The 15,710-nt window shown below is 42.4% G+C and carries 11 protein-coding genes and 1 pseudogene; 5 read left to right on the top strand and 7 right to left on the bottom strand.

What is annotated here, in order from left to right; all coding sequences use genetic code 11:
* The first annotated feature begins 24 nt into the window (after window positions 1-24).
* Window positions 25-285: a hypothetical protein gene (locus tag BJP34_RS36720; protein ID WP_083305144.1), complete on the top strand. Its 261-nt coding sequence runs from the start codon at window positions 25-27 to the stop codon at window positions 283-285.
* A 1,470-nt stretch (window positions 286-1,755) separates the two neighbouring features.
* Here the strand turns inward: BJP34_RS36720 and BJP34_RS48820 are convergent.
* Window positions 1,756-2,070: pseudogene (locus BJP34_RS48820) on the bottom strand (peptidylprolyl isomerase); the annotation flags it as partial.
* A gap of 558 nt (window positions 2,071-2,628) precedes the next feature.
* On the opposite strand from BJP34_RS48820, the gene BJP34_RS13245 reads away from it, so the two are divergent.
* The 4 genes from BJP34_RS13245 to BJP34_RS13255 all read left to right on the top strand — a co-directional run bounded on the left by BJP34_RS13245 (window position 2,629) and on the right by BJP34_RS13255 (window position 8,397).
* Window positions 2,629-2,850, top strand: coding sequence for a hypothetical protein (locus BJP34_RS13245; protein ID WP_070392756.1), 222 nt, complete (start codon window positions 2,629-2,631; stop codon window positions 2,848-2,850).
* A 1,026-nt stretch (window positions 2,851-3,876) separates the two neighbouring features.
* Window positions 3,877-4,047, top strand: coding sequence for a hypothetical protein (locus BJP34_RS45575; RefSeq protein ID WP_168166508.1), 171 nt, complete (start codon window positions 3,877-3,879; stop codon window positions 4,045-4,047).
* A gap of 404 nt (window positions 4,048-4,451) precedes the next feature.
* Window positions 4,452-4,631, top strand: coding sequence for a hypothetical protein (locus BJP34_RS13250; protein ID WP_008178761.1), 180 nt, complete (start codon window positions 4,452-4,454; stop codon window positions 4,629-4,631).
* A gap of 541 nt (window positions 4,632-5,172) precedes the next feature.
* Window positions 5,173-8,397, top strand: coding sequence for a type 2 lanthipeptide synthetase LanM family protein (locus BJP34_RS13255; RefSeq protein WP_070392757.1), 3,225 nt, complete (start codon window positions 5,173-5,175; stop codon window positions 8,395-8,397).
* A 74-nt stretch (window positions 8,398-8,471) separates the two neighbouring features.
* Here BJP34_RS13255 and BJP34_RS13260 read toward each other — a convergent pair whose 3' ends face one another.
* From BJP34_RS13260 to BJP34_RS13275, 6 genes are all read right to left on the bottom strand, one after another.
* Window positions 8,472-9,209 carry a foldase protein PrsA gene (locus BJP34_RS13260; protein WP_070392758.1) on the bottom strand — a complete coding sequence of 246 codons (738 nt, stop codon included), beginning with the start codon at window positions 9,207-9,209 and terminating at the stop codon, window positions 8,472-8,474.
* Complete coding sequence (locus BJP34_RS36730) at window positions 9,181-9,474, bottom strand: hypothetical protein (RefSeq protein ID WP_158517188.1); 294 nt, start codon at window positions 9,472-9,474, stop codon at window positions 9,181-9,183. Before BJP34_RS36730 ends, BJP34_RS13260 begins: the two co-directional genes overlap by 29 nt.
* A gap of 632 nt (window positions 9,475-10,106) precedes the next feature.
* Window positions 10,107-11,657, bottom strand: coding sequence for an HlyD family efflux transporter periplasmic adaptor subunit (locus BJP34_RS13265; protein ID WP_083305146.1), 1,551 nt, complete (start codon window positions 11,655-11,657; stop codon window positions 10,107-10,109).
* 35 nt (window positions 11,658-11,692) lie between these two features.
* Window positions 11,693-11,899, bottom strand: coding sequence for a hypothetical protein (locus BJP34_RS43180; RefSeq protein ID WP_158517189.1), 207 nt, complete (start codon window positions 11,897-11,899; stop codon window positions 11,693-11,695).
* Window positions 11,900-11,977: 78 nt separating this feature from the next.
* Entirely contained in the window at window positions 11,978-14,728 is a 2,751-nt protein-coding gene (locus BJP34_RS13270; protein WP_070392759.1) for a peptidase domain-containing ABC transporter, read from the bottom strand.
* Window positions 14,729-14,732: 4 nt separating this feature from the next.
* Entirely contained in the window at window positions 14,733-15,326 is a 594-nt protein-coding gene (locus BJP34_RS13275; protein ID WP_070396643.1) for a helix-turn-helix domain-containing protein, read from the bottom strand.
* Window positions 15,327-15,710 lie beyond the last annotated feature (384 nt).

Here is a 15,710-nt window from a genome sequence, read left to right on the forward strand (position 1 = left end):
CAAATTTATTGGAGTTAAACTCAAATGGCTAATATTAAGGTGCATGAACTCTCTTCTCTTAACCTATCTGGTGCTGAGTTGTTTAACGATTCAGAAAGCTTTATGACGGAGCTGAGCGATGAAAGTGAGCAAATGGCTATCCTAGGAGGTCGTTCGTTTTGTATTTTAGGATCTTGCGGTGTCTGCACCCTAGGAAATACTATTAATATATGCCAGCAAGGGACTGTTAATATATGCACCCAAGGATATACTATTATACAGTGTGGCCACACCATTCAACCTTAAGCATTCAACAACAATTTCATGATGTAAAATATTGCCACCTTGGTTTCTGAATGCTATTAGTTAGTATCTCTCTTCCTAAGGTATAAAAGTCATATTTTACACCACCTACTGCAGGTGTGATTACACTTGCAGTAGGTAGGTTTAATACCTGAAGGGTTCAGACATAATCTCAGAACGCAACTTATCATCCAGTTCCGATTTAACAATCTCCTCAACCAAAATCAGATGCACTCCCTTAGAACTGACAATCGGCTTAAGCAAGGCGGCTCAGCAGCAAAAACAACAGCAGAAATTTCTGGCTTAAACTCCTGACGCTTCACGATTCACCGATATCCTCCAGAGCAACCTAACTCAGTATACTGGATGTATTCGTGAGCAATCTCATAGAAACTCGTCTCCCCTTCATCAAACTGGTAGAAACCAGGGTAAACGCATCTAATTTTGTTATTCCTACATATAGTGTTTATTTAATTTAATGAACACTATATGTATAAAATTTATTGTCAATAAGCACAATAATACTGGGTTTATTGAGAACTAGCCCCGGTTTATTGACAAGATGCGCTTACCCTGTGGTAGAAACTAATCTTATTCTTTTAGTCCAAGAGTAGTCTTGGGCTATTTTTTATGGTTTTTCTCAGCTTCACTAGTTTTGTGGACATAAATGTTTTAGTTGATTCGGTAAATTAGCGAGAGGTTAAGTATAAGAGTACTGGTATAGGTTAATTATGAGCTATGAATAGGTTAAGCAGCAGGTAACTAGATTTAATTTTGTGACAAAAGTGTTTTTGGTTTAGCATCAATAATATCTAAAAATCCTAGACATACTAAATTAATTTGAATAGGATTCAAACAGGAATCAAAAGTTACTAATTGATTTCTGGTAAAGAACACAGATTGATTAGTGGATAAAAACTAAAATGGCTAAGATTAATATCAATGATCTTTCAGATCTTAATATGACTGGTACTGAGTTGTTTAACGATTCAGAAAGCTTTATGACGGAACTGAATGAAGAGGGTGAGGAAATGGGAGCAATCCACGGTGGTGATTTGTGGTGCGCACTTCCCACTTGTACCAGGACTATAGCTGTATGTCAAGGGTGTTCGTGTGATATAGTCATTGCATTTGCTTAGGACTTACGCACTAACTCCATAGATAGGGCAGGGCTATTTCAAAGTCGGACTCAAATTTCACGGGTAGGGAGGTTGGGAGATAGGGAGATAGGGAGATAGGAAAATTTAAGCTAATAAAAAGGTTTTTTTTAGCTTAAAAAAACCTCTCCCCAGCACCCCAGCTCGCTTTTACCAGATTGTATCTGACAATTTATTGCAAGGAATGAAACAGCCCTGCATAGGTAGGGTGGACAGATTGGCTACCCACCCTACCGATAGAGTGTTATCTAGTCATCTTTGTAAGTTCCGACGTTTTAAGTCAAAACAATTAGAGCAATAAATTTATAATAATAACCTAAGGAACTTCACCACTTAATTGAAAGTGCTTAACAACTTCAACTTCCCCAATCTGTCCCTTCAACCACCCACTAAACAAATCAGACATAATCTGAGAACGCAACTTCCCATCCAATTCCGATTTAAGAATCTCCTCAACCAAAATCAGATGCACTCCCTGAGAAGTCACAATCGGCTTAAGCAACTGTGGCAGCTCAGCCGCAAAGACAGCAGCAGAAATTTCCGGCTTAAACTCCTGACGCTTAACGATTCCCCGATATCCTCCAGAGCGCCGTAACTCAGTATCCTGGATGTATTCGTGAGCAATCTCATAGAAACTAGTTTCGGGTGCATCTCAATGCATGCAATTAGACAAAAATTCTAAGAAAATTCCCACACTACCTACACTAACCACCCTCCATAAAATCCCCACGCTTCCCACACTTCCGGCACTTCCCTTGTTTTTTACAAAGATGAGATGCACCCCAGTTTTGGAAATCAGCGTCAGAATCTTCTGGCGCTGATTGTTCTTTATTTGTATAAGCTCGACTTTGTCCAGTCAACTACTGTAAATCGAATTATTAGGCAAAAGTTACAATACTGAGCAGATTTTTATAATTTCGGTTGGTTTCAGTGACATAACTGTTTTAGTTAGGGCGGAATTAAGGAGTGAGTTAACTCCTATTTAATTAGGAATTACTATTTTCGTTGAGATCGGCTAAGTTTAATAAAAAATAAACTAGAAAATACTGTTTCAATAATGTCATCTTGACATACTGCTTTATTATAGACACTTTAAAAAAAAATGAATAGTATTAAACTATAAGTCAAGCATCAATAGCTTGATTTTGAATCCAGAAAAATCACGCAAATTTCTTGGAGTTAAATTCAAATGGCTAATATCAATGTCAATGACCTTTCAGCTCTTAATATGACTGGCGCTGAGTTGTTTAAGGATTCAGAAAGCTTCATGACTGAGCTGAGCGATGAAAGCGAACAGGTAATTGGTGGTGCCAGATCCTGCGGGTTATCTAAAATTTATTGTCTGCGACCTACTTGTGTAAACACTGGTGGAGTAGGTTCAACCACAATCGTTGTAATTTTCAACCACTAATTATGAAGATATCAATTTTGTGATTTCTCCCATTAATTTAAATAGGTATTAGTTATGTTTTAGCCGGTTTTTAAAAGACTAAATTTATAACTGTCAATCACACCTATTATTGGCAATTAATCGAGATGAATCACTAGGCTTTAGGGTAATCTTTACCCCACAGGGTGCATCTCCCTTTTGCAATTAGGCAAAAATTCTCATACTTCCCGCACCCACTACCCACACTCTCCACACTTCCCTTATTTTTACCAATATGAGATGCTCCCGATAGGTATCTGTAACTTTAATTTTAGGGTAATGCTTTTAGAGATTAAGCTTACACGCATCTAAGTGACATTTTTTTATGACGAGAGTAATTAAAAAGCGTTAACTTCAACTTCCACAATCTGTCCCTTCAACCACCCACTAAACAAATCAGACATAATCTCAGACCGCAACTTCCCATCCAATTCTGATTTAACCATCTCCTCCACCAAAATCAGATGCACTCCCTTAGAACTAACAATAGGCTTAAGCAAGGCAGCTCAGCAGCAAAGACAGCAGCAGAAATCTCCGGCTTAAACTCCTGACGCTTAAAAATTCCCCGATATCCTCCAGAGCGCCGTAACTCAGTATCCTGGATGTATTCGTGAGCAATCTTATAGAAACTTGTCTCCCCTTTGTCGAACTTGTAGAAAATAATTTTAGTCTTTTAGTCCAAGAGTAGCCTTGGGCTATTTTTTATGGTTTTTATCAGCTCCACTAGTTTTGTGGACATAACTAGTTTAGTTGATTACCTAAATTATAGAGACGTTAACTATCAGAATACTGGTAAAGGTGATTTATAGGTTAATTGTGAGCTACTACTAGGTTTAGCAGCAGGTAAATACATTGATTTTGATGACAAAACTGTTTTTGCTTTAGCCTCAATAAGCTCTAAAAATCCTAGACATACGAAATTAATTTGAATAGGATAAAAACAGGAATCACAAGTTACTAATTGATTTCTGTTCAACCACAGACATTCATTATTGGAGAAAAACCCAAATGGCGAGTATTGCAATTTCTGATCTGCATCCTGTTGGTGTCAACCTCTTCGATGATTCTGAAAGCTTTATGATGGATTTATCTGATGATCAACTAGATGTGACAGGTGGCGGGACTCCAGCAGTGGCTATATTAGTGGTTACACTACTGACACCTCGAGATGCTCATTAATCAAGGTATTAACTTTTGTAAGCCACATTCCGCATCTTAAAATTGCTCCCTAGCGGAAATTTTAGTCTTTTAGTCCAAGAGTAATCTTGGACTATTTTTTATGGTTTTTATCAGTTTCAATAGTTTTGTGGACATAAGTAGTTTAGTTGATTCACTAAATTAGAGAGAGGTTAACTATCACAAGACTGGTCAAGGTAAGTTATAGGTTAATTATGAGCTATTACTAGGTTTATCAGCAGATAACTAGATCTAGTTTAGTGACAAAACTGTTTTTATTTTAGCATCAATAAGCTTAAAAAACTCTAGACAGAGTAAATTAATTTTAATAGGATAAAAACAGGAATCAAAAATTACTAATTGATTCCTGGTCAACAACACACATTGATTATTGGAGCAAAACTCAAATGGCTAACATCAAAGTTAATAACATCAAACCTGCTGGTGCTGAGTTGTTCGGTGATTCTGAAAGTTTTATCAAGGATCTCCAAGACAACGAACTTGAACTAGCAGGGGGTTCGGAGTGCCCTTCTCCATTCCCCACTTCACATCCTGGTAACTGCCCTACAGGCACTGAAGTTTTCTGATCCATGTGCAGCCGATAGCTTAAGCTTAGAGGATATCTGAAAAGTTTTTTTATACTAAATTTTGCCCCCCTAGCCCCCCAACTTTGGGGGGAACAAGAGTCCATTTGCTTCTAAAAGTCCCCCCCGGTGCGCTTTCCTTGTCTTGATGCAGTCGCTCATGGGGGGAACCCCCAAGACCGCGCTGCATCGCTAGGCGAATTAAATTCGCCACGGGTCGCACCGCAAAATTGGGGGACCAACGGGGGCTTGGATGTAGCAAATGAGACTTCTCAGACAACCTCTTAGCACAGGGAGTAGTAATACCAAATTCGGTTACGATAGAGTGATTACAAAAATATTCAAATACTCTCTAGGCAAGGACTTTGATTGTTTTGAATAGAGTCTCAGTAAAGCGGATTTGGGATCACACACAATAAGGACTTCAGCCCTAAAGGGCTGAAGTCCTGTGTCAAGTTTCCTGCAGCAGGGGTGCCAGGTTCAAGGGATTATTCACTTATTTATTTGAGCGAACAGGACAAAATCTCCGATAAATGAACTGAGTATGGAAATAACAGCAGTAGAATTATCACAAATAGCCACTATAGCTACCAAAGCAGCCTTTCTTTCAGAGTGCTTCAATTGTCCTTTTGAACGGGATTTTAATCCCCAAAAACTTGACCAAAATCTCATTGAAGAACGCCTCACAACCTGGTGTCAACTCCTGGGAGGAGAAGACAGACTTAAGAAGCGCCTTCAGTGGGATGGATGGGACTTAAACACAGTCCGTATTTTACTGGGAACAGCGGATGTGATTGATAATCTTACGTTGCCACCTTGGGCGGAAACCCTGAAAGAATTAATTGAAAGTGGCGCAATTACCTTACTCGGTATAGAGGGAGAAGATAAATCACCAATTGACTCCCAAAATCCCTTACCTTTTGAAGATTTTTATCTTCCCTTTATCCTAGTAGCACAGCGTAAACTATACACTGGTTTATCGGCAACTCGCCCTCTGGAATTGCTGAGTCCAGAAGCCTGGGAAGCCCTAGAAAGGAGCCTCCTACAAAAACTGGTTGATTTAGGGGCAAAAACCTTACTATTTGAATTTTACAAATTTCGGGAAAGTCAGCCCTCTTATGAAAAGAGCGATTCCCAAGAAAGCCAAAGTAAAGCTTTGTATTGCGCCTTTATCCAAAACCTTCTCCAAGATGGGGGACTGGCATTTTTTCAGCAATACCCAGTCCTGGCTCGCTTGATAGCCACAACTATTAACTTATGGGTAGAATCTACTACTGAATTTATCCAACGTCTACAAGAAGATTTCTCGGCAATTGAACTTACCTTTTCTGACCGCAAAAGCTTAGGAAAAGTTAAAAATGTTGAGACTGCTTTCTCAGAACCTCACAATGGGGGACGCTCTGTATCAGTTCTTACCTTGTCCTCGGGTGTAAAAGTGGTATATAAACCCAAAGATTTGGGTCTAGATGTTGCTTTCAACCAGTTGCTAGACTGGTGCAACCAAAAGGATACCTCTTTACCCTTCCAACTAACCAAGATTCTCAATCGTCAGGGATATGGCTGGGTTAAATTTGTTGAGCAGCAACCTTGTGAAGATAAAGCTGCAGTCCAACGCTTCTACAAAAGAGCAGGGATGCTATTATCTCTCCTCTATGTCTTAGGCTCAAGGAAATGTCACAAGACCAATGTCATCGCCAGCAGTGAATATCCAATTATCATCGATGTTGATACCTTAATGTCTCCTGTGGAAAAAAGTTTCGGTGAATCAGAAAACTGGTTCAAAGATTCAGTTCTAAAGACGGGCTTTTTACCTTCTTGGGAAGGGAATATAGCCTCAGCAAATACTCGAGACTCTAGTGATATTGGCGGTATTTACCCCCAGCAACTGAATTCCTCAAGAGAGTGGAAATTTATTAACACAGATGGGATTCAATTAACTCCCAAAACTACTATTATTCCGCCTCGGAATAATGTCGTCGTGCTAGAAGGGGAAACCGTCTGCCCCAATCACTACCTTGAAGAGGTAGTGACGGGTTTTGAGGAGATGTATCGCCTCCTAATCAAACATAGGGAAACTCTCCTAACCGAGAATGGTCTTCTATCAGGCTTAAAATCATTAAATTCTCGATTTATTCTGCGCCCAGCTAGCGCCTATGGTGTTATCTGTAAGCATAGCCTCAACCCACAATATTTGCGTAGCGGAGTTGACTATAGTATTGGGATAGACACTCTCAGTCGAACCTACTTAACTGCTGAAGAAAAACCGGAGGCTTGGGCAACTTTGCCAGCGGAAATCAAATCTTTACAACAGCAAGACATTCCCTATTTTACCGTATCCTGTAATAAGGATACCTTAGATGTTGGACTAGACCAACCCATCAAGCACTTTTTTAAAACTTCTAGTTACCAACAACTAATTTCTAGGCTACAGAGTCTGGATAAACAAGATTTAGCCCTGCAAATTAAATTAATTCGGGGAAGTTTTTTGGCCAGGTTTGCTCATCTGACAAAAAAGAATGTTGCACCCCAGGCGGATTCTTCTCAATTTCTCCCACTTACCCCTGAACAACTACAACAAGAGGCACTCTCAATTGGCAATCGTCTTATCGCCAATGGGATTATAAATAATGGCGGCTGCAACTGGATTGCCATAGAGTATATGTTTAATGCCAAGCGCTATCAACTCCAGGCGTTGGATGATTCTTTATATCAGGGGCGCGCTGGAGTTAGCCTATTTCTAGCAGCCTTAGCAAAACTTACTGGCAAAAGCGAATTTCAAAAAGTAGCTCTAGCAGCTCTCTCTCCTTTACGCCAGTCTCTTCAGAACACGAAAACTACCGGAAGATTAATTCAGTCTGGACTCGGTATGGCAGGATTGGGTGGGATAATTTACAGTCTGGTTAAAATTAGTCAGTTTCTCCAAGAGCCAGCCCTCCTCAAAGATGCCCAGCAGGCAGCAAAACTGATCTCTCCACAGGCGATCGCTGGTGACCAAACGTTGGATATTTTGGGTGGAGTAGCTGGGGCAATTCTGGGTTTATTATCCCTCTACCAAGAGACAGGCGAGCCAGCTATATTGGATACAGCGATCGCCTGTGGCAATCGTCTCTTATCAAAACGAAGTAATACTGTCCCGAGGGCGTGGAAGACAATTTGTAAAATCCCTTTAACGGGATTTTCTCACGGTGCAGCGGGTAATGCTTTGGCCTTATTGCGGTTATATGCTGCTACAGCAGACACTGCTTATTTGGAAGCAGCACAAGAGGGAATTGAATATGAGCGGAGTGTCTTTGACCAATCTGCCCGAAATTGGCCAGATTTCCGTTTCTTGGAGAAAACTAATCAAATTAGCTTCATGCACACCTGGTGTCACGGAAGTGTTGGCATTGGATTAGCACGTTTGGCAAGTTTATCCATTCTAAAAATAGAAGAAAATTCTGCTGACATTGAGATAGCTTTGGAAACCACGCAGAACTACAGCAGACCGAGTAGAGATATAGACCATCTTTGTTGCGGAATATTAGGCAGAACCGAACTGTTTGTCGTCGCCTCCCAAAAACTTGGCAACCAAAATTGGCTTAAAACTGCTAGGAAGCAGGCAGCATGGGTAGTAGAAAGGTCAAAAAAACATGGGGGATATACTTTTTTCTTTGATTTCCCTAACTCGCTGTTTAACCCTAGTTTTTTCCGAGGTACAGCAGGGGTAGGGTATCAGTTGTTACGCTTAGCATCTCCAGAATTGTTGCCTTCAGTGCTGATTTGGGAGTAGAGTACCGTTGAATGGTTCTGTTGCGAAAACCCTCCCGCTCTTGTAGTAAGTAACTCCACCCCACTATTTAGTATCTACTCTATTTGTTTAATAACTTCAACTTCCCCAATCTGTTCCTTCAACCACCCAGTAAACAAATCAGACATAATCTCAGACCGCAACTTCCCATCCAATTCCGATTTAAGAATCTCCTCAACCAAAATCAGATGCACTCCCTTAGAACTAACAATCGGCTTAAGCAACTGTGGCGGCTCAGCCGCAAAAACAGCAGCAGAAATTTCCGGCTTAAACTCCTGACGCTTAACAATTCCCCGATATCCTCCAGAGCGCCGTAACTCAGTATCCTGGATGTATTCGTGAGCAATTTCATAGAAACTTGTTTCCCCTTCATCCAGGGCATAAAAGAGTTCCATCGCTAGCTCTTGATCATCTAAAACCACTTCGTAAATAACTGCACTAGCATAATCGAGCTGATGTTCAAAGAAATAGGGTTCAACCTTATCCGCAAACAGATGTTGAACTACCTTATTAGCTATCAAATTAGTATACACTATTTCTTCAAAATCATCCAAAGACATACTGTGTTGTTGCAGCCATCCCCAAGTGTCCTCGGAATTCTCAAGTTTGTTCATTAATCGGAATTGGTCTGCTGCCTTTTGAAGGTCTTCAATCTCTACACGGATGCCAGCACTTTCCGCAGTAGCGGCAATAATCTTGCGGGTCACAATCCCTTCAATAATTTCAGGGATTTGGCAGGTTAGCTGGACTTGGTGAAAAATATCTTCAGTGGTAATCGTAATAGCTGGTAACATGATTATTTATTGGTAATTGGTAGGGAATAGGGAACAGGGAACAGGGAATAGGGAGTAGGGAGTAGGGAGTAGGGAGTAGGGAGTAGGCAAGAGGCAAGAGGGAGTAGGCAAGAGGCAAGAGGCAAGAGGCAAGAGGCAAGAGGCAATAGGCAATAGGCAAGAGGCAATAGGCAATAGGCAAGAGGCAAGAGGCAAGAGGCAATAGGCAAGAGGCAAGAGGCAATAGGCAAAAGTTTACTAAAACAGCGTTTGCTGCTTGTATCAATGTCAAACACCTTAATGCGTAGTGCTATATCAGCGCGTTTATCGCATTTATGAGGTACGGTTCATTGCCTCAAAGTCCCCCTTATTAAGGGGGATTTAGGGGGATCCCTTCCTCATGGAAAAGATAATTGCTATATCCCATTTATGAGGTACGGTTCATTGCCTCAAAGTCCCCCTTATTAAGGGGGATTTAGGGGGATCCCTTCCTCATGGAAAAGATAATTGCTATATCCCATTTATGAGGTACGGTTCATTGCCTCAAAGTCCCCCTTATTAAGGGGGATTTAGGGGGATCCCTTCCTCATGGAAAAGATAATTGCTATATCCCATTTATGAGGTACGGTTCATTGCCTCAAAGTCCCCCTTATTAAGGGGGATTTAGGGGGATCCCTTCCTCATGGGATAAAAAACTGTTACATATAGCATTTTTACTCATTGCTTTGATGCAGTCGCTGATTATAGCACTACCGATTAAGGTGAGGACATTGATACAAGTAGAAAAGCTGTTATAGTACACTTTTGCCTTTTGCCTTGCCCGTAGCGCTATATGTCCAACTCCTCATACCTCCCTACTCCCTGCTCCCTACTCCCTAATAAAACCTAAGACTTTGTATCTCACCCAATTGATAATTGCTACAATTCCAAACCCCCCTGCTGCAACTTCTTAAATGGATCCAGAATTAAATCCATAATCCGACGCTGCCGCACAATTACTTCTGCTGTTGCGGTGTCCCCTGGGCGGAGAGCAATACATTCTTTTGGTGTGGGCATACAGGTTTTATTGAGTTTAATTTCTAGGTCATAAGTAGGCACTTTACCCTGCTCCGTTTCCGTCACCTTGGAGGTTGGAGAAATCTTGATTACCGTTCCCTCTACTACTCCATAGTCTTGAAAAGGATAAGCATCAAACTTCATTTTTACTGCCATTCCTTCCCGTAAGGAGCCACTTTCTGAAATAGCAATCTGCGCCCGCAGGGAAAGGAACGACCCCTTTGGGGCAATCTCGACTATAGTGTCTCCAGGTTGCACTACAGCTCCGGCACTTTTGATCGGGGACTGAAACACTATTCCCTCGATCGGAGCAGCTAACACCCTTTGATTTAACTGAAATTCTAAGGATTTAATCTGACTTTTACTCTGGGATAGTTCAGCTTGGAGGGTAGTAATTTGGGTTTCTATATTTTTGAGTTGTTCCTCACTTTTTAGTAAAGCCAGCTTACCAGAATGAACCAAGGTTTTATAACTCCGTTCTTGCTCTTGTAAGCGCAGGCGAGCTTGTTTAATATCAGCGGAGGCTTGATGAATGGTCTTTTCATAACTACCTTGTTGCTCTTTCAGGCGAGACTGAGCTTGTTTTATGTCTAATTCAGTTCTGATGATATTTTTCTGGGCTTCTTTGGCTGACTGTTGCACATCTAAAAAGCGTTCTTTTGACAAAACCCCTTCTTCATAAGCGTTTTTGTAACGGGGAATTTTTTCCTCAGCACTTTCTAAACGAATGGTTTCTAATTCATAGGCAACCTTCCTAGACTCTATCGCCTGCCGTGCCTGCTCTATTTGTGCCAATAGTTCTTCTTTTTGTAAACTGTAGGCGAATTTAAAGGCTTCCAGATTCTGCCGTGCTTGCTCGACTTGCGCCTGTTTTTCTAACTGTTGAGCTTGGTTTTGTTGCTCCTGGGTACGCAGAGCTAGTATCAATTGGTTTTTCAGCACCTCTAATTGATTCAGCCGATTCTGTTGCCCTTCTAATTTTTTTTGTTCCTGCTGAAGTTCAGTGCTAACTAACTCGGATTCCAGTTCTAGTAAGGTTTGACCAGCCGTTACCAATTCCCCTTCTTTGACCTTAATTGCTGCTACCGTTCCTGCCACTGGAGCATCAAGTTTGATAGTTTCCCCCGTAGGTTCCAATCTTCCTCTGGCTTTTCCCGTCTCATCCACCTGAGCTAAGATCGCCCAAGGTAACGCAATACCGATAAATACTATCAAAAAATACAGTAATCCCCTTGTCCAAACCTGGGGTAATGTATCCAGCAGTTCCTTAGTAGCATAAGACCAGTCATGACCCTGGAGTGCTTGATGATTGCTAGGTTGAGAAGTCTGTTGGGTGAGTAACTCCTGATACCGACGCTGGTCTGGAATAGTTTGAGTAGGACTATGTCCATTCAATGTATGATTTTCAGGCATAGCAGTATTTCCATTTGAGTTGTGAACAGAATCTTTTAAGGAAAGGCAAGAGGCAAAAGGCAAGAGGCAAGAGGCAATAGGCAATAGGCAAGAGGCAAGAGGCAAGAGGCAAGAGGCAAGAGGCAAAAGGCAAGAGGCAAGAGGCAAAAGGCAAAAGGCAAGAGGCAAGAGGCAATAGGCAAGAGGCAAGAGGCAAGAGTAATCAACGGATTTTTTCCCACACCCCACACCCCACACCCCACACCCTATTCCCTGTTCCCTGTTCCCTATTCCCTATTCCCTACTCCCTACTCCCTACTCCCTACTCCCTATTCCCTGCCCTATAACTGCTGCTGATTGAGATAGAAATAATGTCCTCGCTTTGCCATTAAGTCTTCGTGAGTACCGCTTTCTATCAAGACCCCTCTATCGAGGACTAAAATCAGGTCAGCTTTCCGTACGGTAGAAAGACGGTGAGCAATCACTAGGGTGGTGCGGTTTTTGAGAATAGTATTGAGATTGGTCTGAATAATCCGCTCGGATTCTGCATCCAGGTGGGAGGTGGCTTCATCGAAAATTAATAGGTGGGGATTTCCCAAGAGGGCGCGAGCAATGGCTAAACGCTGTCGCTGTCCCCCAGACAACATCCCTCCTCCCTCCCCAATCTCGGTTTCATAGCCCATGGGCAATTTTTGGATAAATTCATCAGCACCGGCCAGTTTCGCTGCTGCCATAATTTCTTCTAAGGTGGCTGAGGGATAAGCCAGACTGATGTTTTCTCGAATTGTCCCTCCAAACAGAAAGGTATCTTGATCCACCACACCAATTTGCTGGCGCAAGGAGCCTAAGGAAAGACTGGTGATATCCTGCCCATCAATCAACACCTTCCCATCTGAGGGAAGATACAGCCCCAACATCAGCTTGGAAATCGTGCTTTTCCCGGAACCACTGCGCCCCACTAGGGCGACCATTTGCCCTGGTTTTACCTCAAAACTAAGATTTTCCAAGACATTGGTATCACTTTCTGGGTGATAGCGGAAGGTGACCTTATCAAAACGAATGTGACCGCGCAATTGAGGTAATGATTGCCGTGCTTGATGGTGCAAATCTTCTTCTGGTTGGTAATCCAGCACATCATTGATGCGCTCCATAGCAATCACCACTTCCTGAAATTCATTCCACAGTACCGTGATCCGCTGGAAAGGGGTGATCACATTACCCAGCAACATATTAAAAGCCACCAATTGCCCAATGGTGAGCTGATTTTGAATTACCAACCATGCCCCAAACCAGAGCAGTGCGGTAGTGGCTAACCCCTCGATGGTATTGCTGAAAATCTGGAGTCGATTGCTAATCACTTGCCCAGAAAAGTTAGTTTTAACCTCTTTATTTAATAACTCTTCCCAATGCCAGCGTACCGTTTGCTCAACTGCTGTAGACTTGACAGTGCGGACACCAGAAAGCACTTCAATCAGATAACTGCTTTCTTTTGCGATCGCATTAAATACTTCCCGAGAAATTCGTTTTAAAAAGGGTGTAGAAATCAACGCCAACAGGAAAAAGGGTGGTACAATTACTAAAATTAGCAGCGCCATCTTCCAACTGTACCAAAACATCAATCCCACATAGATAAAAACTGTTACTAAATCTAGCAGGATAGATAACGCTTCACCGGTAAGAAACCGCTCAATTTTACGATTTTCCTGAATCCGGGAGGTAATATCACCCACAAAACGAGACTCAAAGAAACCTAAAGGTAATCGCAATGTATGGCTGATAAACCCCACAATTAGTGCTAGGTCTACTTTATTTGCGGTGTGGTCAAGCAAATATTGCCGCAACCCGGTAATCGCAACCCGAAACATAGTAAACATCAGCAATCCTAACCCCACAGCGGTTAGGGTGAGGGTGCTCCGTTGCACCACCACTCGGTCTAAAATTATCTGGGTAAATATCGGTGTAATCAGACCAAATATCTGGATCATCAGGGAAGCAAAAAACACCTCCAGCAACACGACACTGTGAGGCTTTACCAATTCAAAAAATTGCCAGAAAGAGGTCTTACTTTCTTTGGTATCCTTCAGGATTGCTGTGGGTTCCAGTAGCAGTACATAACCAGTCCAATCCGCTTTGAATTCCTGGTGGCTCAGACTTTTCTGACCAAGAGCAGGGTCAGCAATTACCACATGCTTGTTGGTGATTTCATAAACAACAATAAAGTGTTTTCCTTCCCAGTGGACAATCGCAGGTAGCTGTTGTTTTGCCAGTCGATCCAGACTAGCTTTCACTGGTCGAGTGGAAAAGCCAATACTTTCGGCAGCCGCTGATAGTCCCCGCAATGAAGCGCCATTACGGTCAGCATTGGAGATATCTCGCAAGCGATTAACACTGAATCGTTTCCCCCAATAGCGACCGATCATCACCAGACAGGCAGCACCGCAGTCAGAACCACTCTGTTGGGCAAAAAACGGATAGCGCCGGATCACTCGCTGCCACAAATGACCAACTTTTTGAGTAGGGCTAGGAAAGTAAGCTTTGCTGATGGTTTGCTTGGGTTTTTCGTCTCCGGAGGTGGGGATATCTTTCTTTTCCCCCACTCTTTTTACTTCCCCCACTCTCTCTTTCTGCGACTCTCCCAAAGGAGTTTCCGAAGGCATCAGCAGGGAATTTTGCCCTTGGGCCTGACGATAAAAATGTTCGCGGATTTGGGGATGTTTGCTAATCAGGGGAAATAACAGTTCCGGAGTTAGATAACAGAGCTTAGTTTTGAGGGAAGCTCTAGCTGAGTAACACTCAAAAGACTCTTCTGGAAAGAAAGTACACTCCCCAAAGGAAGCTCCAGCTTCTAGATTGGTAATTAACTCCCCGGCACTATTAATCAGTCTGACCTTTCCGGAAATCACAATATAAATGCCAGCCTCGGCGTCTGTTGACTGCCAAAATTGACCGACCGTTGGCTCGCGATATTTTATTTGTTTGAGACAGCGTGATACTTCTAATTCTGAAAGAGAATGGCCTAGAGTATTAGCGAGCTGCTCAGGAGAAATCAGTGGATTAGATCTAGGATTAGATGTAGATGTATGTCGAACCATAATCTCATGCCATGTTGCTGGGATTAAATAGCCAAAAACTATTGGACTCGGAGCCATTAGCGGATTTCAGGTCAGAAATTAAGATGCTGTGACCATCGTTTTCCGGTTCGTTAGGGGAGTTAACCTTTCTCCGTGTTGGTATAGTCGATAATCCCATGTCTTTGAGCAATCGTTGCAGGTGGCGATTGCTGACTTCAATCCCCAATTCTTTGGCCAGATGTTTGTTTAACCAATTCACTGTCCAACGGCGAAAGGAATACCCATAATCCCGGGGACTCTGATTAATCAGTTCTTTCAAACGGTCTAAATACTCCTCATTGACTGCCTTGGGGCGACCAATGGGACAATCCTGCCATTGGTGAGCCATCCCACTACGAGCGATATGCATCCAATGTCTTACTGTTGCGGCACAACACCCCAAGGTTTGACAAATTTCCGTTTGAGATTTGCCCTCATCTGCTAATAACATAATTTGAATCCGCTGACGGTAGGATTCATGTAAATTCTCTTCTAGGCTTTTTTGGAGCAGTTTGCGTTGGAAGGCTGTTAAATAATGACTTTGAGTAATTTTGGCTTCTGTATCTTGAGCGTTATTCATATCAATCTGTTTTCTATTTACCACAGTCCTAAATTGGGCATTTTTAACATTCATTGAATCTAAGCTATCAGCGGTCAGCGGTCAGCGGTCAGCCCTCAGCCCTCAGCGGTCAGCCCTCAGTCCTCAGCCCTCAGCCCTCAGCCCTCAGCCTTTAGCCCTCAGCCTTTAGCCCTCAGCCTTTAGCCCTCAGCCTTTAGCTGATAGCTGATAGCACCTCAAGTAGCGTGCGCGTAGCGCTAATCGCTGTTCGCACCTCAAGTAGCGCATTAGCTGATAGCTGATAGCTGACTGCTGATAGCTGATAGCTGATAGCTGATAGCTGATAGCTGATAGCTGACTGCTGACTGCTGACTGCTTACTAATGAGCTATTTAGAAACCCTATA

It is taken from the genome of Moorena producens PAL-8-15-08-1, from assembly GCF_001767235.1.
In the GTDB taxonomy this organism is placed as follows: Bacteria; Cyanobacteriota; Cyanobacteriia; order Cyanobacteriales; family Coleofasciculaceae; genus Moorena; species Moorena producens_A.